This is a genomic window from Serratia sp. A07 (assembly GCF_058725505.1).
This window is the reverse complement of record NZ_JBZXDO010000002.1, coordinates 256,207-276,412: the sequence shown is the minus strand read 5'-3', so window position 1 is coordinate 276,412 and position 20,206 is coordinate 256,207. Positions and strand designations below refer to the sequence as shown.

18 protein-coding genes are annotated in these 20,206 nt (G+C 58.6%); 9 read left to right on the top strand and 9 right to left on the bottom strand.

What is annotated here, in order from left to right; genetic code table 11:
• Positions 1–15 precede the first annotated feature (15 nt).
• Positions 16–513, bottom strand: a complete 498-nt coding sequence (locus AC4PR2_RS03295) for a P-loop nucleotide/nucleoside kinase family protein (RefSeq protein WP_060421348.1) — start codon at positions 511–513, stop codon at positions 16–18.
• Positions 514–788: 275 nt separating this feature from the next.
• Entirely contained in the window at positions 789–1,580 is a 792-nt protein-coding gene (locus tag AC4PR2_RS03290) for a LysR family transcriptional regulator (protein ID WP_492174892.1), read from the bottom strand.
• A gap of 132 nt (positions 1,581–1,712) precedes the next feature.
• Here AC4PR2_RS03290 and AC4PR2_RS03285 point away from each other — a divergent pair, with 132 nt between their 5' ends.
• The gene (locus tag AC4PR2_RS03285) at positions 1,713–2,444 is read left to right on the top strand and encodes an isochorismatase family protein (RefSeq protein ID WP_079656354.1); all 732 of its coding nucleotides are present in this window, start codon (positions 1,713–1,715) and stop codon (positions 2,442–2,444) included.
• 34 nt (positions 2,445–2,478) lie between these two features.
• On the opposite strand, the gene AC4PR2_RS03280 is transcribed toward AC4PR2_RS03285, so the two are convergent.
• Both AC4PR2_RS03280 and AC4PR2_RS03275 read right to left on the bottom strand, forming a co-directional pair.
• Positions 2,479–2,826 carry an antibiotic biosynthesis monooxygenase family protein gene (locus tag AC4PR2_RS03280; RefSeq protein WP_197652137.1) on the bottom strand — a complete coding sequence of 116 codons (348 nt, stop codon included), beginning with the start codon at positions 2,824–2,826 and terminating at the stop codon, positions 2,479–2,481.
• Between the two features lie 12 nt (positions 2,827–2,838).
• Positions 2,839–3,858, bottom strand: coding sequence for a cytochrome P450 family protein (locus AC4PR2_RS03275; protein WP_337046438.1), 1,020 nt, complete (start codon positions 3,856–3,858; stop codon positions 2,839–2,841).
• Between the two features lie 80 nt (positions 3,859–3,938).
• Here AC4PR2_RS03275 and AC4PR2_RS03270 point away from each other — a divergent pair, with 80 nt between their 5' ends.
• From AC4PR2_RS03270 to AC4PR2_RS03250, 5 genes are all read left to right on the top strand, one after another.
• Positions 3,939–4,622 carry a metalloregulator ArsR/SmtB family transcription factor gene (locus AC4PR2_RS03270; protein ID WP_197801910.1) on the top strand — a complete coding sequence of 228 codons (684 nt, stop codon included), beginning with the start codon at positions 3,939–3,941 and terminating at the stop codon, positions 4,620–4,622.
• 74 nt (positions 4,623–4,696) lie between these two features.
• Complete coding sequence (locus tag AC4PR2_RS03265) at positions 4,697–5,404, top strand: glutathione S-transferase N-terminal domain-containing protein (RefSeq protein WP_197801911.1); 708 nt, start codon at positions 4,697–4,699, stop codon at positions 5,402–5,404.
• Between the two features lie 130 nt (positions 5,405–5,534).
• Positions 5,535–6,962: an alkaline phosphatase gene (gene phoA / locus AC4PR2_RS03260; RefSeq protein WP_033646822.1), complete on the top strand. Its 1,428-nt coding sequence runs from the start codon at positions 5,535–5,537 to the stop codon at positions 6,960–6,962.
• A gap of 461 nt (positions 6,963–7,423) precedes the next feature.
• Positions 7,424–9,004, top strand: coding sequence for a malate dehydrogenase (quinone) (mqo, locus tag AC4PR2_RS03255; protein ID WP_492174891.1), 1,581 nt, complete (start codon positions 7,424–7,426; stop codon positions 9,002–9,004).
• 206 nt (positions 9,005–9,210) lie between these two features.
• Positions 9,211–9,669 (top strand): helix-turn-helix domain-containing protein, encoded by a 459-nt coding sequence (locus AC4PR2_RS03250; RefSeq protein WP_019454454.1) that lies wholly within the window; start codon positions 9,211–9,213, stop codon positions 9,667–9,669.
• A gap of 74 nt (positions 9,670–9,743) precedes the next feature.
• Here the strand turns inward: AC4PR2_RS03250 and AC4PR2_RS03245 are convergent, their stop codons facing one another.
• Genes AC4PR2_RS03245 through AC4PR2_RS03230 form a run of 4 tightly spaced genes read right to left on the bottom strand, consistent with a single transcriptional unit; the run spans position 9,744 to position 14,710 of the window.
• Complete coding sequence (locus AC4PR2_RS03245) at positions 9,744–10,811, bottom strand: fimbrial protein (protein WP_204275812.1); 1,068 nt, start codon at positions 10,809–10,811, stop codon at positions 9,744–9,746.
• Between the two features lie 14 nt (positions 10,812–10,825).
• Positions 10,826–13,420: a fimbria/pilus outer membrane usher protein gene (locus AC4PR2_RS03240; protein ID WP_084826566.1), complete on the bottom strand. Its 2,595-nt coding sequence runs from the start codon at positions 13,418–13,420 to the stop codon at positions 10,826–10,828.
• Positions 13,421–13,432: 12 nt separating this feature from the next.
• A complete protein-coding gene (locus AC4PR2_RS03235) occupies positions 13,433–14,119 on the bottom strand; it encodes a fimbrial biogenesis chaperone (protein ID WP_084826567.1) in 687 nt (228 codons plus the stop codon).
• A 48-nt stretch (positions 14,120–14,167) separates the two neighbouring features.
• Positions 14,168–14,710: a fimbrial protein gene (locus AC4PR2_RS03230; protein WP_033647475.1), complete on the bottom strand. Its 543-nt coding sequence runs from the start codon at positions 14,708–14,710 to the stop codon at positions 14,168–14,170.
• A 514-nt stretch (positions 14,711–15,224) separates the two neighbouring features.
• On the opposite strand from AC4PR2_RS03230, the gene AC4PR2_RS03225 reads away from it, so the two are divergent.
• From AC4PR2_RS03225 to AC4PR2_RS03215, 3 genes are all read left to right on the top strand, one after another.
• Positions 15,225–15,941 carry an EAL domain-containing protein gene (locus tag AC4PR2_RS03225; RefSeq protein ID WP_492174890.1) on the top strand — a complete coding sequence of 239 codons (717 nt, stop codon included), beginning with the start codon at positions 15,225–15,227 and terminating at the stop codon, positions 15,939–15,941.
• A gap of 21 nt (positions 15,942–15,962) precedes the next feature.
• Positions 15,963–16,553, top strand: coding sequence for a LuxR family transcriptional regulator (locus tag AC4PR2_RS03220; protein WP_492174889.1), 591 nt, complete (start codon positions 15,963–15,965; stop codon positions 16,551–16,553).
• A gap of 185 nt (positions 16,554–16,738) precedes the next feature.
• Complete coding sequence (locus AC4PR2_RS03215) at positions 16,739–18,364, top strand: FMN-binding glutamate synthase family protein (RefSeq protein WP_492174888.1); 1,626 nt, start codon at positions 16,739–16,741, stop codon at positions 18,362–18,364.
• Positions 18,365–18,472: 108 nt separating this feature from the next.
• Here AC4PR2_RS03215 and betA read toward each other — a convergent pair whose 3' ends face one another.
• On the bottom strand, positions 18,473–20,140 hold the full coding sequence (gene betA / locus AC4PR2_RS03210) for a choline dehydrogenase (RefSeq protein WP_060421324.1): 1,668 nt from the start codon (positions 20,138–20,140) through the stop codon (positions 18,473–18,475).
• Positions 20,141–20,206 lie beyond the last annotated feature (66 nt).

Sequence of the window (20,206 nt, the reverse complement as noted above, 5' to 3'; positions counted from 1 at the left end):
TCATGGCGCCGGTTTTCAGTTCTGTTCGCCATAACGCAAAACGGTCATCCCTTCCTCTTCCGCCGGGGGAACAAAGTACTGTGCCAGGCGCTCAAACTCCGCTTCGTTCAGTGTAAACGGGTGCTCGCCGCGCGCGTTTCTCAGCGTTATCCGGCTCAGGCACTGCGCATGGCTGACGTCGAGAAAATGCAGGCAGTGCGCGACGCCGGCCTCCTCCGCCAACGCTTTGGCCCAGCGCCGCCTGTCCGGCGTATTCATCGGGAAATCGAGCGCCACGGACCAGCCGCCGCGCAGCAGCTGAACGAGGTGCCCGCCCAGCGCCCGCCGTAACCGTTCGGAACAGCGCGCATAGTCTTGCAGGCTGGCCATCTCCTGTTCATACAGCGTCGCCAGCCACGCATCTTCGACCAGCAACAGCGTTTGCGGTTGCTGCGCCAAACGCTGCGCCAACGTCGATTTGCCTGCGCCGGCCTTGCCGCACATCAGGTGTAAAACTGCAGGGTAGGTTTTCATGCCGTTCTCCGGTCGTTGCCGGAAGGGGATAAAAAAACCCGCCTTGCCGGCGGGTTTTTTATTGGCGACACACGCGCTATCCCACCACACGAAGCATGGTGATAATAATTTGCGCGAATGGGCGATAGGATCTTTTCATAACTAAGGAATATGACAACCGTGCGCCGTTGTCAATTCGCCGTCATCAATCCCTGTTCTCGCACAAACTCGGTGAATAAACTCACTTTCTGCTGCACATGCCGGCGCGTCGGGTAAACCGCGAAGACCTGATGCGCTTAGGCAATCTGTTCAGGGAACAGCCGCACCAGCCTACCGGCGGCGATTTCGGGATCCGCTACGAACGACGGCAGCGAACCGATGCCCAGTCCCGCCACCAGCATGTCCCGCAGCATCAGGCTGTTGTTGGCGATCAATCGGGGAGTGAACGTCACGCTCAGGCTCTCCTCGCCGGCGGTGAACTGCCACTGCCCCGGCCTTTCCGCCAGGGAATAGGCCAGACAGCTGTGACGCGGCAAGTCATTCGGCGTTTGCGGCACGCCGTGCTGCGCCAAATAGCCGGGTGCGGCGCAAATTCGCTGGTGCACTTCACCCAGTGCCCGGGCGCTGAGGGAAGAATCCGGCAGCCGTCGGCGAATGCGCAAGGAAATATCGAAACCGGCCGCCACCACGTCCAATACCCTGTCGTCCAGCGTCAGTTCCACCTGCAGCTGCGGGTAGCGTTGCATAAACGGCGGCAGCAGCGGCGACAGCACCGTGAGGCCGAACGAGAGCGGTGCATTGACCCGCAGCGTGCCGGAGACCTGCTGCGCGCTGGCGGCAACCGTCTGCTCCAGCGCGTCGAACTCGCCGAGCAACCGGCAGGCTTCCTGGTAATAGAGCTGCCCGGCTTCGGTCAGGCTCATGCTGCGGGTGGTGCGCACCAGCAACAATGTCCCCAACCGGTTCTCCAACTGCTTAATCTGCTTGCTCAACGCCGCCGGCGTGATCGCCAAATCCTCCGCCGCCTTATAAAAACTGTTGCGCTCAACCACGCGGCGAAAGGCGCGCATCGTCAGTAGCACGTCCACATTATGTCCTATTGGTTAATTATAAATTCAATAAAACACAGATTATTAACCGCAACAACCTCAGTAGACTTTATTCAACCGCTTCCCTGAATGGGAAGTGAATTTAATTCACTGATAATCATGGAGTTAATAATGAAAAAGACCCTGTTCGCCCTGATGCTCGGCCTGAGCGCCGCCGCAGCCCCCGTCGCCGCGTTGGCGCAATCCCCCGCCGCCGACAGCCGCCAGGCGGGTTATGTGCAGCCGCTGACCGCCGAGAACAGTCTGCTGCTGCTGGTCGATCTGCAGGACATGTTCGGCATGACCATTTCCTCTATCGACCAAACCAATCTGGTGAATAACGCCGCCGGTATCGCCAAGGCCGCCAAGGTGTTTAACGTGCCGACCATTCTGGCCTCGGCCAACGCCAAAAGCTTCGCCGGGCCGGTATTCCAGCAGGTGACGCAGGCACGCCCGGACCTGCAGGTGTACGATCGCACCGCCATCAACGTCTGGCAGGATCGGCGCGTGGTGGATCTGATCAAACAATCCGGCCGCAAGAAAATCATCATCGGCGGGCTGTGGACCGCCAGCTGCGTGATGCTGCCGGCGCTGTCCGCCCTGGGCGAGGGATATGAGGTTTATATTCTGTCGGACGTCACCGGCGACATTACGCCAGACAGCCAAAACAACGCCATGCAGCGCCTGATACAGGCGGGCGCCACGCCCATCAACTGGGTGGCGTTGATGCTGGAATGGCAGCAGGACTGGAGCCGCAAAGCCACGGCGGGAGGCGTATTGCAGATCGCCCGCGACCACGGCGCTGCCTGGGGGATGGGCGCCAGCTACGCCGGGGCGATGAAGGTGGGCAGCGAAGCGAAATAACGGGCGAAGAAAGCCCGCCGGCGGCGGGCTTTCTTCAGGTGCGGTGATAGCCACGGCTATCCTGCGGCGCCTGGTCGCGTCTCTCCAGCCCGTAGTCCCGCACCACCTCCGCCACCCGCAGCCGATACTGCGCCAGCACCTCGCCACGGCCGCGCGCCTGCGCCGCCCGGTGCTGCTCGAGATTGCGCCACTGCTGCACCGCCGCCTCGTCGCGCCAGAAGGAGAGCGACAGCAGGCGCGCAGGATCGGCCAGGCTTTGAAAACGCTCGATGGAAATGAATCCGTCGATCTGCGCCAGCAGCGGCTTCAGCTCCACCGCCAGCGCCAGATAGGTATCACGCTGCCCGTCGGCGGCCTGCAGTTCAAAAATCACGGCGATCATTATCGTTTCCTCTCAACGGTAAAACTCAGGTACGCGCGCATTGTAGGAATGGCGCCACCGCACCGATTCCAACGCCCGCTCATCAATATTCAGCGAACACAGATGCGCCACGCCGCAGCGCGCGATAATCCTCGCCCAGCGTTCGCCCGGGCAGCGGTGTGCCCCTGCGCCGAAGGCCAGTTCGCCGTCGGCGCCGAGCAACAGCAAGACGGTCTGCCCCACGCGCAGCGTACAACCGGCAAGCTGCGTCTCGCGTAAGACGAAACGGCGCGTGTTTTGGATAGGTGGCGTCAGCGCCCGCACCCGATCCAGCGCGGTGTCCACTTCGCCGTTCTGCCGTGCCAGCAAATACGCCTGCCCGAGCCAGCCCGCCGTCGCCTCACAGGCCTGAAACAGCAGGCCGAGTGCATTGGCCGACACAAGCCGGGCGTCGCCGATCTCCCGCACCAGGGCCTGGCGCAGCACGCCATTCCCCGTCCCCAGCCGGGCACAGAGCCGCTGCGCCGCCGCAATGCCGCGTGCCAGCTGCTGCTGCGTGCCGCCGGGCGCGATACAGCGGACAAAATCCAGGCTGTCGTCGATAAGATGTTGCCACTGCGCTTCGGGCACGCCCAACAGTGCGCCGAGGGTGCAGACCGGCAACCCGTAGTTAAAGCGGGTGATCGCCGCCGCCTCGGGGGCCTTTGGCGCTAACCGCGCCGCACAGTGTGCCGCGGTTTGCTGAATCAGAGTATCGTCGCAGGAAGCTAACGCCCGCTGCAGCGCCGCCTTAAGCGTGCGATGCTCCTCGCCGTCGCGCATTCGCGCCAGCCCGGCGAACAGCGGCGCCATCGGCGTCTCCAGCAAGGCCGTCGGCACCGGCTCATCGGCCGGCCGCACGCCGAGATCGGCATTGAGCAGCGCTTCCCTCACCCACTGCGGCGTAGCGGCCACCCAACATTGCCCTGCGCTATGCCAGCTCAGGGGCGGCAAGGCGCGATAGTGCGTCTGCGGCTCGGCGGCGAGCGCGGCGGCATAAGGACATACGGACATGGTTTTCTCCCTCGGTACCAGATGGCGATAACCACAGGCTAGCGCTGGACGCGCAGTCATACTTCGCCTAACCTCGAAGTATGCATAACATCGACATAGAAGATCGTTTAGCGGCGCTGAGCGCCGCCATCGCCGACCGCACCCGGGCACGCATGCTGTGCCTGTTGATGGATGGGCGCGCCTACACCGCCACCGAGCTCAGCGTGGCGGTCGAGGTCGCCCCGTCCACCGCCAGCGCACATCTGGCGAAACTGCTGGAGCAGCGGCTTATCGCCTGCGTCAAACAGGGGCGCTACCGCTATTTTCGGCTGGCCGGTCAGCCGGTAGCCGAAGCGCTGGAAGGCCTGATGGCGCTGGCGGGCGTACCGCGCCCGTCGGTGAAAAGCAGCACGCCCACCACGCTGCAATATGCCCGTACCTGCTACGACCACATGGCGGGCGAGGTGGCGGTGAAGCTGCACGATCGGCTGCATGCGCTGAACTGGCTGAGCGGTGAGGAAGACTACCGGTTAAGCGACGTCGGTCAGGCCGCGCTGGCGCGGCTGGGCGTCGATTGCTCCCCCGCCCCCACCCGCCGCCGCTTCGCCTGCGGCTGCCTGGACTGGAGCGAACGCCGCTCTCACCTCGGCGGCGCACTGGGCGCCGCGCTGTTGGCCGCCTTTATTCAACGCGGCTGGATCGTCCGCCGGCTCGACAGCCGCGAGCTGCAGCTGACCCCCGCCGGTAAAAAAGCGCTGGCCGCACATTTTGAGCTCACGGTGTAACCCGGCGGCGGGGTAGTTTTACTGCAATACTCAAGGGGTACGCTTAAGCGACCCCGCCAACCCGAGGAGTTTCCATGCTCGATTCCACCCAATTCCCGATCGTCAAACGCTGGCCGGCTCAGCACCCGGAACGGCTGCAGCTCTATTCCCTGCCGACGCCGAACGGCGTCAAAGTATCCATCATGTTGGAAGAGATCGGCCTGCCTTATGAAGCGCACCTGATCGACATCGGCAACAACGAAACCTGGACGCCGGAATTTCTGGCGCTGAACCCGAACGGCAAGATCCCGGCGATCATCGATCCCGATGGCCCCGGCGGCCGGCCGCTGCCGCTGTTCGAATCCGGCGCCATTCTGCTCTACCTGGCGGAAAAGAGCGGCCGTTTCCTGCCGCAGGATCCGGCGCAGCGTTATGAAACCATTCAGTGGGTGTTCTTCCAGATGGCCGCCGTCGGCCCGATGTTCGGCCAGCTCGGTTTCTTCCACAAATTCGCCGGGCGCGAGTATGAAGACAAACGGCCGCTGGAGCGCTACAAGAACGAATCGAAACGCCTGCTTGGCGTACTGGAAACGCGCCTTGAAGGCCGCGACTGGATCATGGGCACGGACTACACCATCGCCGATATCTCGCTGCTGGGCTGGGTGCGTAACCTGATCGGCTTTTATGAGGCGCGCGAGCTGGTGGAGTTCGACAGTTTCCCGCGCGTCGCGCAGTGGCTGGAGCGCGGTCTGGCGCGGCCGGCGGTGCAGCGTGGGCTGGCTATTCCGGCGCGCGCGGCCTGACGCCAAACGGGGTGGCCGCCGGGCCATCCCGTCTTTCGCTGTCATAAAATTGTCATCCCTCTGTTCTACTCTCCTTACGTAACAATTTGATGTTATTTACATTGTTGTATTACGACAAGGAGCTTACCCCATGCAACCTGCTGTATCCCTGATCGCCGGCGCCGTGCTGTCCGCCCTGCTCTGTTCCTCCGCCATCGCGGCGGAAACCTCGGCCAATGCCGATGGCCTGACCGAGCGCGCCGCGCGCGGCACCCTCACCGAGCCGGGCGGCGCCCGTCGTCTGGCCGGCGATCAGACCGCCGCGCTGAAGGCGTCGCTGTCGGACAAAACGGTGAAAAACGTGATCCTGCTGATCGGCGACGGCATGGGGGATTCCGAGATCACCGCCGCGCGTAACTACGCCGAAGGCGCAGGCGGTTACTTCAAGGGCATCGACGCTCTGCCGCTGACCGGGCAATACACCCACTACTCGCTGGACAAGAAAACCCACAAACCGGATTACGTAACCGACTCCGCCGCCTCCGCCACCGCCTGGGCCACCGGGGTGAAAACCTATAACGGCGCGCTCGGCGTGGACGTGAACGGCAAAGACCAGCCAACGCTGCTGGAGATCGCCAAAGCGGCCGGCAAGGCCACCGGCAACGTCTCCACCGCCGAACTGCAGGACGCCACGCCGGCGGCGCTGGTGTCACACGTCACCTCGCGCAAATGCTACGGCCCGGAGGAAACCAGCGAGAAATGCGCTGCTAACGCGCTGGAAAACGGCGGCCGCGGCTCCATCACCGAGCAGTTGCTGAAAACCCGCGCCGACGTCACGCTGGGCGGCGGCGCGAAGTCCTTCAACCAACTGGCGAAAAGCGGCGAATGGCAAGGAAAATCGCTGAAGGACCAGGCGGCAGCGCAGGGTTACCAGTGGGTGAGCAATGCGGATGAACTGCAGGCCGTTACCTTGGCCAATCAGCAAAAACCACTGCTGGGCCTGTTCGCCGACGGCAACATGCCGGTGCGCTGGCTGGGGCCGAAAGCCAGCTATCACGGCAACCTCGACAAGCCGGCGGTAACCTGCGAAAACAACCCGGCGCGCACCGCGGCCACGCCAACGCTGGCGGCGATGACCGAAAAAGCGATCGCGCTGCTGAAAGACAACCCGAACGGTTTCTTCCTGCAGGTAGAGGGCGCGTCGATCGATAAGCAGGATCACGCCGCCAACCCGTGCGGGCAGATTGGTGAAACCGTCGATCTGGACGAAGCGGTACAAAAAGCGCTGGCCTTCGCCCGCGCCGACGGCAACACGCTGGTGATCGTCACCGCCGACCACGCACACTCCAGCCAGATCGTCGCCGCCGACGCCAAAGCGCCGGGCCTGACCCAGACACTGACCACCAAAGACGGCGCGCCGATGACCCTCAGCTACGGCAACTCGGAAGAAGAATCGCAGGGGCACACCGGCACCCAGCTGCGCGTCGCGGCCTATGGCCCGCACGCCGCCAATGTGGTGGGGTTGACCGATCAGACCGATCTGTTCTTCACCATGCGCGATGCGATGGGCATCAAGTAACCGCCTTGTGAATCCTGGCCGCCCGCAACGGCGGCCATTTATTATTGGTTACCGATGCGTATTTGCAATTTAACCGCAATTATTGTGTGATAACGAAATAACGTTTAATTGCGCGACAATTAACCCCTGAAAATAACGCGGTTATACGGTCTTTCTCCCCTCTCTGTTTATTCCTGCGACAGCAACCGGCCGTTTTTTGCTTATATTCATTTTTTTTAGTTACAAAAGTAGTTTTTAACATTCTCGCAAACAATAATACCCCGCCAGTAACGTGAACCGATCAAATTGCATCCGGACGGCCTGCAATAGTTCACTTTTCGTTAAAAACCCTATTAACAAAAAGGCATTATCGCTGCCTATCGGCTCACGCCGGGCGGTCGGCTTCATTATTTTCCAGGGTAACTCCCGCTAAATTCTTTCACCTGCAATGAGTAGAATTTACACACAAGAGATTTAATTCAATGAGAAAATTACTCGTCCTGATTTTCAGTCTCAGCCTGTTTAGCGTTACGCAGCAGGCAGCGGCTGAAGAGAAGAATAAAACCGTCGACGTGGTGTTGATCGGCGGCGGCATCATGAGCGCGACCTTGGGTACCTATCTGCATGAGCTGGAGCCGACCTGGACCATCGACATGTACGAGCGCATGAACGGCGTGGCGGAAGAGAGCTCCAACGGCTGGAACAACGCCGGTACCGGCCACTCCGCCTTTAGCGAAATGAACTACACGCCGGAAAAAGCCGATGGCACCATCGACATCAGCAAGGCGGTGAAGGTCAACGAGTCTTTCGAAATCTCCCGCCAGTTCTGGTCTTATCAGGTGAAGAACGCTGTCCTGAAAGATCCGAAATCCTTCATTAACAGCGTGCCACACATGAGCTTCGTGTGGGGTGACGACAACGTCAACTTCCTGCGTAAACGCTACGCGGCGCTGCAGCACAGCACCCTGTTCCGCGGCATGGAATACTCCGAAGATCCTGCGCAAATCAAACAGTGGGCGCCGCTGGTGATGAACGGCCGCGATCCGGCGCAGAAAATCGCCGCGACCCGCATGCCGCTGGGTACCGACGTTAACTTCGGCGTGATCACCCACCAGCTGGTTGACGCGCTGAGCACCAGCGACAAGTTCAAGCTGAACCTGAGCCACGAAGTGCGCGACATCAAGCGCAACGCCGACCAGACCTGGAGCGTGACCGTTGCCGATCTGAACCGCGACGGTAAAGAAACCACCGTTAACGCCAAGTTCGTGTTCATCGGCGCCGGCGGCGCGTCCCTGACCCTGTTGCAGAAATCCGGCATCCCAGAAGCCGACGGCTACGGCGGCTTCCCGGTCGGCGGCCAGTTCCTGGTCACCACCAACCCGGCGATCGCCAACCAGCACCTGGCCAAAGTGTATGGCCTGGCCAGCGTAGGTTCGCCGCCGATGTCCGTGCCGCACCTGGATACCCGCATGCTGGACGGCAAGCGCGTGCTGCTGTTCGGGCCGTTCGCCACCTTCTCCAGCAAGTTCCTGAAGAACGGTTCGCTGTTCGATCTGATGCACTCGCTGAGCACCTCGAACCTGATGCCGATGACCCACGTTGGTCTGGATAACTTCGATCTGGTGAAATACCTGGTCGGCCAGCTGATGATGAACGACGACGATCGCTTCGCCGCACTGAAAGAGTACTTCCCGGACGCCAAGCAGGAAGACTGGAAGCTGTGGACCGCAGGCCAGCGCGTACAGATCATCAAGAAAGACGCAGATAAAGGCGGCGTGCTGCAGTTCGGCACCGAAGTCGTCAGCTCTGAAGACGGCAGCATCGCCGCTCTGCTGGGCGCTTCGCCGGGCGCTTCCACCGCTGCGCCAATCATGCTGCACCTGATGGAAACCGTGTTCAAAGACAAAGTGGCGACGCCGGAATGGCAGAGCAATCTGAAAGAGATCATCCCGTCCTACGGCCACAAGCTGAACGGCGATATCGAGATGACCAACAAGATCCGCGGCTACACCAGCAGCGTACTGGGTCTGAACTACATTGAAGTGAAGCCGGAAACTAACTGATTTTCCACTCGTTTCCTGCTGAAAAGGCCGCTTTATGCGGCCTTTCTTTTATCCCCCTGCCGTTCAAAGAGCATTTTTGGCTACCTTTTTACCCCCGGTTTACCCTTGCGTAACGGCGCACTCACGCCTATTATCAAAGCATATTCTTGGATAATTAAGCTAAGTCACTGTGACCTGAATGTCGTTTTTGCGGGAGAACTAAAACCATGGATCGCGTCAATATCATTCACGATTTACTAGACTGGATTGAAACTCATCTGGACCAGCCGCTGCTGCTGGATAACGTCGCCGCCAAATCGGGCTACTCCAAATGGCACCTGCAGCGCATGTTCCGCAGCACCACCGGCCACGCGCTCGGCAGCTATATCCGCGAGCGGCGTCTTTCGCAGGCGGCGCAGGCGCTGCGTTCCAGCCCACGCCCGATCCTGGATATCGCCCTGCAATACCATTTCGACTCTCAGCCTTCGTTCTCACGCGCCTTCAAGAAACAGTTTGGCAAAACCCCGGCAGTCTATCGCCGCACCACCCGCTGGGACGTCGCGGAATGGCCGGCGCAGCCGGTAGAGGCGGAGGCCGAACCGCGCCACGATGCCCCTACGCTGCCTCGTTGGTATGCGGGCAAGCCGCCGGAAGGCGTCTGCACCAGCTGGATGGGGCTGCGTTAATCGGCACGGCATAAGGCACAAAAAAAGGGTCAGTTCGCGAGAACTGACCCTTTTTTTATTGAAGCGACACCGGATTATTTGAAGGTGACGTCGACGTTGGCAGTGGCATTGAACACCCCGGTCTTCGGCGTATTGGTCAACCACTTCAGGTTCGCGATAAAGGTCTCTTTCACTTCGTTCTGCTTATCCTGCAGCACGCCGCCGAAATCCACGTTGGTTTGCAGTGGGATCGGTTTTTTACTGGTGTCGCGCTGCTGCGTCAGGAAGATCGCCACGCCCGGTTGGGTGGTTGGCAGGATCTGCGTGTTGTCTGACGGATCGGCGTTGGTGCTGCTGAAACTGGCCTGCAGAGATTGGCCGGCACATTCGCCGCCGCTCAAGGTAGCCTTGATATCGAACGGCACCTGCTTGGCGATAGTGCCGGTTTTGGCGCTGGAGCTGGTTAGCACGCCGAAATCGACGCTGGCACCGTTGTTAGCCAATACGGTGATCTGCGGGTTGCACTGGATCACGCGGATCTTGTCCAACCCTTTGATATAGGCGTTAAAGTTGCTGTCTTTGGTGGCGTTCAGCCCCAACTCACCATCGATCTGGAACAGCGACGCGCGCGCCAATGGCGGGAAGTTACCCGCCGGCGGTTTCACCCCGGTGGCTTTGATATACACCGAATAGGTGGCAGTCACCGCCTGAGGATCGGCTTTTCTTCTGTTACTACCCGGTTTGGTACCCGGCCCCAAATCAGGGCCCGTCGGCCGGTTGGAGCTTTGCTTCAGGTTAATCGCGTCATAATCACGCCCGTTGATCGATACCCCAATCTCCAGCGACTTATCCAGTGCACCGAACGAGTTCTGCGGGTTCCAATAGATGTAAGCGTTCTCTCCGCGCGGGTAGTTATCCGTATCCCAGCAGGTAAAGGTGGAGGTAAAGTTCTGCGAACGCCAAATCAGGTTGCCTTTGACGAAGTCGCTGGCGGCCAGCACGATCGGGCGGCCGACGTCGATATCCTGCGTTACGCTGCCAACCGGGTTTTTTGAACCCGTCGAGTTGCCGAAGCGGCACTGCATCGCCGCCGCCTGTTGCGCCATCGCCAACCCCGCCAGCCCCACCACCGACAGAAGTGTGTTACGTGCTAATTTGCTCAAGTTCATGGTGTACCTTACAGTTTTTGGCATTGCAGGGTCAGTTCCTGATATCCCATGGCCGCTTGTTTGTCGCCCACATCCGCCGGAATCGGCAGTACGCATTGCTGGTCGGCTTTCGGCCCCCATTTGATCGTCAGTTTCTCACCCGCTTTCACGCCGGAAACATAGGTTGCGCCTTCCAGGCCCACGGTACCGCTGTTGCGGCCGGACTCGTTGAACACGCCGGCGCCGATGGCCGGATAACCGTTGTCACCCAGACGAGCATGAATCAGCAGGCTGACGCCCTTGAAGGTATCGAAGCTCACCTTCACCACCGATTTCTCGGTCGGCACCACTTGTTTACTGGCCACCGGCACATCCAGGCCTGGGCCGAAGTCTTCGGTGCGCAGCGCCACATAGTTGTAGCGGTACGGGTTGGCCGACGGCACCACCGCATAACCGAAGCGATCGATGGTCACGCCCGGCTGGTTTTCCAGACGCACGCCTTTGGCATCTTTCGCTTCCACCAGCAAGATGGTGTTCTGCAACGGCTGAGTCAGGGTCGCGCCGCCGGAGTGCACCAGCAGACCACCGGAGAGGCCCAGTCCTTCCTGGCGGTATTTCGAACTGTAGGCATAGCTACCGTCGATGTTACCGATGCTGCTGCTGTAGCCCAGGTTCAGGTTGCTGCTCTGACCGGAGGACTGCGTATGCCCGGTGGAAACCGAGTAGTTCATGCGACGGTCGTCCAGCATGGTGCCGCTGATGCCGGTCGAGTAGCTGTCGCCGCTCTGTTTGCTGTGCGCCGCGCTGAAGTTGGCGGTGGTCGAGTTGTTGCTCTGGCCCCAATCCAACGGGATCGACATCGTGAAGTTCACGCTGCGATCGGAATAACCGTACTGGCCGCGCGTATCCTGCAGATAAACACCGTAGGAAATGCGCTTGAAGCCGTCGTTGTAACCCAGTTGAATCGTGCGGTCGTTGCCGGACACGCCCCAGTAATTCTGGTGGCTCACGTTGGCGTACAGGCTGGCACCCGCCCACAGCTGCTGGCTGAGCGACAGCTCGACGCGTTCACGCTTGTTGCCGTAACGCGCAGTGTATCGGGTACGTTTCTGGTTGTTGCTCCAGGAAGGCTGGCCCGGCTGCAGATCGTTCGGATCCCAGTAATCATTGGCATAAATGCCGTTGCGCCAGCTGTTGCGCTCCTGGACCGCATCGCTGAGATCATAGTAACCGGAAGTCGCATAGCGATAGCCCGCCAACTGGAAGTTGGTGCCCATCTGGTTAAGCGACTTGGAGTACAGGAAACGGAAGCTCTGCCCCTGCTTGCGATCGCCGTTCGCCAGCTCGGTATCGGAGATAGAACCGTCCACGGAGATGGCCCCCCATGACCCCAGGCTCTTACCGATACCCACGGCAGCGGAACGGTAGTGCTCCGCGATGATGGCGCCGCCGAACGGCGTCAGGCCATAGTTCATGCCGTATGCCGCGGTGCCCTGAATCAGTTTCGGCTGATAGCCGCCGTTACCGTTGTGGTATTTACCGGCGGTCAGCTGGAAGTTCCAAATGCCTTCGCGCAGCATGTTGGCCACGGAAGAGTAGGCGACGCTGAACGTTTTGTGCGAACCGTCGGCCTCGTTCACGGTGACCTGCAGGTCACCGTTATTGGTATGCGGATAGACGTCGTGGATCTCAAAAGGACCCGGCGCGACGTTGGTGCTGTAGATGACGTAACCGTTCTGGCGAATTTCGACGCGGGCGTTGGTCGCCGCCACGCCGCGCACCACCGGCGCATAACCGCGCAGGCTGTCCGGTAGCATGTCGTCAACGCTGGAGAGTTGCACCCCACGGAACTGGAAGCTGTTGAACACGCTGTTGTTGGTGCTCGCCTGGCCCATCACCAAACGGCTGCGCCATGGCACGATATCGGTTTCGGCCCAGGAAGAGACGTTGGTCCAGTTGCTGCTGCTGCCACTCTGCTTATCCCAGGTGGAGTTGTTGCGCAGGCGCCATCTGCCCAGGTTGAGGCCGCTGTTCAGCGCGAGGAACATGTACTCGCTGTCGTCGGCGTCATCTCGGCGATAGCTGTTCTTGTTGTAGTTGAAGTTATAGTTGGCGAACAGCGCGTTGATGCCTTCATCGTACATGCTTGGCGGGATCGCCCCGATCGCGCTCAGATCCATCATGGTCTGCGGCACGGAAATGTTGATCTGCTGCACCGCCGCGTCATAGCTGACGGTGGCGTCTTTAATCAACTCAGACACATCAACACAGCTGCCGGCCTGCAGCGTTTCCGGCAGTTTGATGCCGTAGTTGCGCAGGTCTTCAACTTTCAGGCAGGGTTGAGACGCGGTCTGGCCTTTAACCTGACGAAAAGTAACATCCTTATGATCGACCTGAGTCAGGTTGACATAGATGTCGAATGGGTAAACGCCCGGTTGCAAAGCATCGCCCTGAGCGACCGCTTCCGCGTTGCTCAGGTTTTCATCGCCGTGAATAAACGACATGTTAAACTCTGCCAGCGCCGCTTCACTCCATAACATCGGCGCACTGGCGGCAATGATTGCAATTCGGATCAGCTGTGTCAGCCGCGTCGTTCCGCCTGCTACTTTTCGTTGATTTGCCATTCCCTGTCTCTCTTATTGTACTGGAACGTCCTTGACTTCCGTTCTACCGCCAAAATCGTTGATATAACTGAAAGCAATCTTGTTGCCGACGCTGACGCCCGCCGGGATGTTGATCGATAAGCGATCTTTCGGGCTCACCATGTTGGCGTCCACATCCACGGTCTTGCCCGCGCTGTTTTTCAAATGCAGCGCCCCAAAGGTGATATGCAGCGGGCCATCGTTAATCACTTGCAGACGTGAACCTTCACGCTGCCAACGCAAGTTTTGTACTTGCTCGTCCAGCGTCGTTTTCAACGCCACCGGCCGGTAAAAAAGTTTGATTCGGGTACGCACCGCAACCTGCAGCACGTTTTCCTGCTTCGGCGCCGGTGGAATTTCCTGCACGTTAATCCACAACAGGGTTTCTTTATCCTGAGGTAAGCCATTACCGGAATAGATAAAGCGCAGAACGGCAGTTTTAGCAGCGTCCAATTTCAGAATCGGTGGAACGACAACGACAGGCAGATTTTTCGGCACTTGGTTTCTGTCACCGGTGTCCAGCCAGGTCTGCACCATATAAGCTTCTGAAGCATCGTTATGAATCGGCAGAGAGGCGGATTTGTCATCGCCTTTATAGATCACGCGAGTGGCATCTACCTGGATACCGGCGTAGCTGTTAAAGGCGCCCAGCATCAGCAGAGCAGCAAAGAACTTTTTCATCGGTTTCCTCTACGGGCCATCCTTGGCCGTGTGTGTCCTGAAAGACGATTATTTGTATTCGATAGTGAACGGGCTGGTAGCGTTAGCCAGACCTGCAGTTACGTTGCTATCGAATGAACGGTAACGAGCCTGCAGGTTGAAGGTCGCTTTACCGTCAGCAGCGATGGTGACTTTCGCTACGTCGTCGTTGATGTTGGAACCGTCGCCGATAGCGAATGGCTTGCCGTTGTTATCGGTGATTTCGATACCCACGCCGGTAGCTGCAGCGCCGGTGCCGCCCACGTTGCTTACGGACAGCAGGTCTGGGTTGCCAGCAACGGTGTTACCGTCGAAGCGCAGGCTGTAATCGCCGGCATCACATTTTTCCAGAGAGATCTGGAAAGCTTTAGAAGCGGATTTAGAACCCACGGTTGGGAAAGCAGAAGTTGGGTAAGTACCCAGGTAAACTTCTTTATTCTGAGTATCGCTAGTTACCTGGCAGGTAGACTGTTTGATTTCACCGGTGAATTTAACAGTGCCGTTTGCTGCCATTGCGTTGGAAGCAGTTGCAGACAATACCAGGGCAGCCAAAGGCAATAATACTTTTTTCATTTCCAGCTCCATAGAACAATAAAATAATCGATTCAGTGGCGGGCTTATATATATATTGCCGCCACTGAGCATACACTCAGCGATAGCACTCCCTTGCTGAAAAGGAGCGTTGCCTCGATGAACTCATTGCCGGACGAAATATAGACTAAGCATATTCTTAATGTTAAATCGTTTAAAACATTCATAAGGCCCCTCTTGATAGGAATAAACTATCGGCGGATACCTATCGATCGATGTTGACGATTCATATGAATAGGAATAATCTGTGTTTGGGAAAGCTGCAGAGTTCAAGATTTTGCATTAAGGCCTGAAAATCAGAATATTATCCCAAATATTTACATTTAGTAACAGATTGCGACGTTTGGACTTTGGCACGAATTACGCGTTAAATGGTCTGTCGACACGCTTCGGCCATCCTGACGTTTTAAATAAGAAATTTACCAATAAACTCGGAGTAACTTTCTTTTTAATCATTTAAAATCAACAAGTTAAATATCAATCCAAGGATTGGGAAATGAGCGGTTCTTTCAGAGAGAAAAATAACGGCATTAATTATGTTTTTCAGCCAATGTTCGCGAAATCGGGACAATTGCTGGCCGTTGAATGTCTGTCTCGCTTTACGTTTAATAGCGAATATGCCCATTTGTCTCCTGAACAGTTCTTTCGCCACGCCGACAGTGCCACCCGGATTGAGATTTTGATGGATCAGATCAATCTGATCGATAAATACAAACACTGGTTTCATGAAAACCAAGTGATAGCCACTTTGAATGTTGACGATTATTCCCTGCAATCGCTGGCGAATACTCACTTTGCCGAAAGAATTAACGCTATGCGCTGTATTCATTTCGAGATCAGCGAGAATTCAACCCGGCTGGTGAAAGATCGCGTGCACGGCGATCCGTCATTGAATAGTTATTCATTTTGGCTCGATGATTTTGGTTCTGGCTACGCGGGTTTTTCCGCGTTGTACAACAGCCAGTTCCGCTTCGTTAAGCTCGATCGTTTTCTGCTTTGGGACTTCATGAAAAAGTCCGGCGGCGAGGGCTTGATGCGCGCGTTACTGCGCTTCTTTTACCTTAATCATTACAAGGTAATTATCGAAGGAGTTGAAACTCCCGAACACAAGAAATGGCTGGATGAAATGCCATATTACGCACTGCAGGGAAAGCTGTGGAAGGAATCCAGTATCAAGGATTTGAACTCGCTTCTTACAGCTGAATACTTTTAACTCGGTATTGGTGTTTGCCCTATGTCTAAAAACAACGTTCTTGTGATTAGTGAGTGTAAGTACAGCTATGTTGGCCTGTCGGTGCTGCTAAAGAAACACTACGGCGCGTACGATATCCGCCTGTTTTCCGATTTCATGCACGGCGGCGCCAAAGCAGAGAAGATCACCAAGCACGATATCGCGCTGATTTTCACCTCGCAAAACCTCGAACAGAGCGTCAACGTGATCGAAAGCCTGGTGTCCCTGCACCAGCAATACAACAGCAAAACGCGCCTGTTGGTGTTCTATGACGACGAGCGCGTGGTGAAACTGCTGTCGATCCTGGGGATTTCCGTCGAGTTGGTCTCCACCCGCATTCCGCTTTATTCGCTGCAGGAAAAAATCCAGCTGCTGCTGGAAAGCAAAGAACCGGGCGGCATCAGAGTGCAGAAAACCCGCGAGCTCAGCCCGGCGGAAAGCGACGTGATCTTCAATCTGCTGCGCGGCGACAGCCTGCTGCACATTGCGGAAAAGCGCGGTACGCACCCAAAAACCATCTTCTCGCAGAAATACAGCGCGATGAAAAAACTGCGGCTGCGCAGCATGAGCACCATCTTCGTCGCCGGCAAATAACCGGCCCTGGCTTGTTGCGCGGTACGCCGCGCGGCAACCGGCCCTCCCCCGCCAAGTTAAATTAATGTAACAACCAGCGACAAAGCAGCAACAGACACACAACATCCTCTCCTGTTGGCTACGATTTGCACACGGATTATCCGTGAGTCATGTCGTGTGGATTAAAATAAACATCAGGAGATGTTATGAAGTCGTCCTTATTCAGCCGCTACACCTGCTTTGTGCTGAGCATCTTGCTCACCCTGGTTTTCTTAATCATGATGCGCAACCATCCGTGGTTCTGGCTGCCGGCCCTGGCCTGCGGTGGCTTGATGGTGCTGGGTATCTACGATCTCACGCAGCAGCGCCACGCCATCTGCCGCAACTACCCGATCATCGGCCGCCTGCGTTTCTTCTTCGAATTCATCCGTCCGGAACTGCGCCAGTATTTCCTCGAGCAGGATAATGAAGAGATCCCGTTTTCGCGCACCCAGCGCACGCTGGTGTATCGCCGGGCGAAAAACGAGATGGGCGACAAGCCGTTTGGCACCCTGCTGGACGTCTATCAAACCGGCTATGAGTGCATCGGCCACTCCATGCGGCCGGTGGATGCCGCCGACCCGACCAGTTTCCGCATCACCATCGGCGGCACCGACTGCCGCCAGCCCTACTCCGCGTCGATCTTCAACATTTCGGCCATGAGCTTCGGCGCGCTCTCCGCCAATGCCATCCGCGCGCTCAACCTCGGTGCGGCCAAAGGCAATTTCTACCACGACACCGGCGAGGGCAGCATCAGCCGCTATCATCGGGAAAACAATGGCGATCTGGTGTGGGAGCTGGGCAGCGGCTATTTCGGCTGCCGCACCGCCGACGGCCATTTAGATCCGCGGCGCTTTGCCGAACAGGCACAAAGCCCGCAGGTGAAAATGATTGAAATCAAGCTCAGCCAGGGCGCCAAACCCGGCCACGGCGGCATTCTGCCGGCGAAGAAGGTGGATGCGGAAATCGCCGCCACCCGCGGCGTGCCGGAAGGGGTCGATTGCATTTCGCCGGCCTCGCACAGCGCCTTCACCACTCCGCTGGAAATGATGCATTTCATCCAGCAGCTGCGCGAGCTGTCAGGTGGCAAGCCGGTCGGTTTCAAGTTGTGCATCGGCCATCCGTGGGAGTTTGTCGCCATCGTCAAGGCGATGCTGCACACCCGCATCCTGCCGGATTTCATCGTGGTAGACGGCAAGGAAGGCGGCACCGGCGCCGCGCCGCTCGAGCTTTCCAATTACATGGGCATGCCGCTGCGCGAAGGGCTGCTGTTCGTGCATAACACGCTGGTGGGCTGCGGCCTGCGTGACCAGATCAAGGTAGGTGCCAGCGGCAAGATCATCAGCGCCTTCGACATCGCCAGCGTGCTGGTGCTCGGCGCCGACTGGGTGAACTCGGCGCGCGGCTTTATGTTCGCCGTCGGCTGCATCCAGTCGCAAAGCTGCCACACCAACCACTGCCCGACCGGCGTGGCGACGCAAGATCCGCTGCGGCAAAAGGCGCTGGTGGTGCCGAACAAGGCGGAACGCGTCTACCACTTCCATCAAAATACGGTGAAAGCGCTGGCGGACATGCTGGCGGCGGCCGGCGTCAGCCGCCCGGAGCAGCTGACCTCGCATCATATGCTGCGCCGCATCACGCCGACCGAGATCAAGGTGTACGCCGATATCTATTACTACCTGGAGCCGGGCGCGCTGCTGCAGCCGGAGATCAAAAGCGAGTTCTATGCCCGCATGTGGCGTATGGCGACGCCCACCAGTTTCGATCAGGCGATCTCGCTGCCGGCGGCATGATGGGATAAGGTATAAAAGGGAGTTGCCCCCTCGCCTTGGGGAAGAGCATATGGAGAGGGGTTGCTTGCTACGGCGGCCCTCCCCCTCAACGGCGAGAGGGCGTGTCGGTTACTGCTTGCGCACCGGCGCATCGCCGGCGACGTAATAGTCGGCGGTGCTGCGCGGCAGCGGCGCGCGCTGGCGAATGCGATCGGCTAACTTCTCGGCGATCATGATGGTGGTGGCGTTCAGGTTGCCGGTGATGATCAGCGGCATGATCGACGCATCCACCACCCGCAATCCTTCCATGCCGTGCACCCGGCCCTGACCATCGACCACCGCCATCTCATCCTCACCCATCTTGCACGAGCAGGACGGGTGGAAGGCGGTTTCGGCGTGCTCGCGCACGAAAGCGTCCAGCTGCTCGTCCGTCTGCACCTCCGGCCCCGGGCTTATCTCGCGGCCGCGGTATTCGTCCAGCGCCGGCTGCGCCATGATCTCGCGCGTGATGCGAATAGCGTCGCGGAACTCCTGCCAGTCCTGCTCGGTCGCCATGTAGTTGAACAGAATGCTCGGGTGCTGGCGCGGATCTTTCGATTTCACCTGCACCCGGCCGCGGCTCGGCGAACGCATCGAGCCGACGTGCGCCTGGAAGCCGTGCTCTTTCACCGCGTTGCTGCCGTTGTAGTTAATCGCCACCGGCAGGAAGTGATACTGAATATTCGGCCAGGCGAACTCTGCGCGGCTGCGGATAAAACCGCCGGCCTCGAACTGGTTGCTGGCGCCGATGCCGGTGCCGTTGAACAGCCATTCCGCGCCGATCTTCGGCTGGTTGAACCATTGCAGCGCCGGGTACAGCGACACCGGTTTCTTACAGGCGTACTGCAGGTACATCTCCAGGTGATCCTGCAGGTTTTCCCCGACGCCCGGCAGATCGTGCACCACGTTGATATCCAGACTTTTCAGCAGCGCCGCCGGGCCGACGCCCGAACGCTGCAGGATCTGCGGCGAGGCGATGGCGCCGGCGCACAGCAACACTTCGCGCCGCGCTTTGGCGTGGGTCAACTGATTGCTGTCGCCCTGCAAATAGTTGACGCCCACCGCACGCTTGCCGTCGAACACGATGTGGTCGGTCAGCGCATGGGTGACGATTTTCAGGTTCGGCCGCGAACGCGCCTGATCCAGATAACCGCGGGCGGTGCTGGCGCGGCGCCCTTTCGGCGTCACGGTGCGATCCATCGGGCCGAAGCCTTCTTGTTGGTAACCGTTCAGATCGTCGGTGCGCGGATAGCCCGCCTGCACGCCGGCTTCCACCATGGCGTGAAACAGTTCGTTGTTGCCGGCTTTCGGCGTGGTGACGCTCACCGGGCCCTCGCCGCCGTGGTAATCGTTCGGGCCGATATCGCGGGTTTCCGCCTTGCGGAAATACGGCAGGCAGTCCAGATAGGTCCAGTCTTCCAGACCCGGCGCCTTGGCCCAGTTATCGAAGTCCATCGCGTTGCCGCGAATGTAACACATGCCGTTGATCAGGGACGAACCGCCCAGCCCTTTGCCGCGGCCGCATTCCATCCGGCGATTGTTCATGTGCGGCTCAGGATCGGTTTCATACGCCCAGTTATAGCGGCGGCCCTGCAGCGGAAACGCCAGCGCGGCCGGCATCTGAGTACGGAAATCCATCCGGTAATCCGGGCCGCCGGCTTCCAGCAGCAGGACGCTGACGTCGGCATCCTCGGTCAATCGGGTGGCTAACACGTTGCCGGCGGAACCGGCACCGATAATGATGTAGTCAAATTCCATTCATTATCTCCTAAATATTCGTATGCCTGAATGATGCGAATGGCTTGAATTCCGCATGCTGAATAT

Excerpts from the sequence above, each read along its gene's own strand:
- AC4PR2_RS03275 (WP_337046438.1), bottom strand. The coding sequence starts at position 3,858 with ATGTCCGTATGTCCTTATGCCGCCGCGCTCGCCGCCGAGCCGCAGACG.
- betA (WP_060421324.1), bottom strand. The coding sequence starts at position 20,140 with ATGGAATTTGACTACATCATTATCGGTGCCGGTTCCGCCGGCAACGTG.
- AC4PR2_RS03285 (WP_079656354.1), top strand. The coding sequence starts at position 1,713 with ATGAAAAAGACCCTGTTCGCCCTGATGCTCGGCCTGAGCGCCGCCGCA.
- AC4PR2_RS03270 (WP_197801910.1), top strand. The coding sequence starts at position 3,939 with ATGCATAACATCGACATAGAAGATCGTTTAGCGGCGCTGAGCGCCGCC.
- AC4PR2_RS03265 (WP_197801911.1), top strand. The coding sequence starts at position 4,697 with ATGCTCGATTCCACCCAATTCCCGATCGTCAAACGCTGGCCGGCTCAG.
- phoA (WP_033646822.1), top strand. The coding sequence starts at position 5,535 with ATGCAACCTGCTGTATCCCTGATCGCCGGCGCCGTGCTGTCCGCCCTG.
- AC4PR2_RS03235 (WP_084826567.1), bottom strand. The coding sequence starts at position 14,119 with ATGAAAAAGTTCTTTGCTGCTCTGCTGATGCTGGGCGCCTTTAACAGC.
- AC4PR2_RS03230 (WP_033647475.1), bottom strand. The coding sequence starts at position 14,710 with ATGAAAAAAGTATTATTGCCTTTGGCTGCCCTGGTATTGTCTGCAACT.
- AC4PR2_RS03250 (WP_019454454.1), top strand. The coding sequence starts at position 9,211 with ATGGATCGCGTCAATATCATTCACGATTTACTAGACTGGATTGAAACT.
- AC4PR2_RS03240 (WP_084826566.1), bottom strand. The coding sequence starts at position 13,420 with ATGGCAAATCAACGAAAAGTAGCAGGCGGAACGACGCGGCTGACACAG.
- AC4PR2_RS03225 (WP_492174890.1), top strand. The coding sequence starts at position 15,225 with ATGAGCGGTTCTTTCAGAGAGAAAAATAACGGCATTAATTATGTTTTT.
- mqo (WP_492174891.1), top strand. The coding sequence starts at position 7,424 with ATGAGAAAATTACTCGTCCTGATTTTCAGTCTCAGCCTGTTTAGCGTT.
- AC4PR2_RS03295 (WP_060421348.1), bottom strand. The coding sequence starts at position 513 with ATGAAAACCTACCCTGCAGTTTTACACCTGATGTGCGGCAAGGCCGGC.
- AC4PR2_RS03220 (WP_492174889.1), top strand. The coding sequence starts at position 15,963 with ATGTCTAAAAACAACGTTCTTGTGATTAGTGAGTGTAAGTACAGCTAT.
- AC4PR2_RS03215 (WP_492174888.1), top strand. The coding sequence starts at position 16,739 with ATGAAGTCGTCCTTATTCAGCCGCTACACCTGCTTTGTGCTGAGCATC.
- AC4PR2_RS03280 (WP_197652137.1), bottom strand. The coding sequence starts at position 2,826 with ATGATCGCCGTGATTTTTGAACTGCAGGCCGCCGACGGGCAGCGTGAT.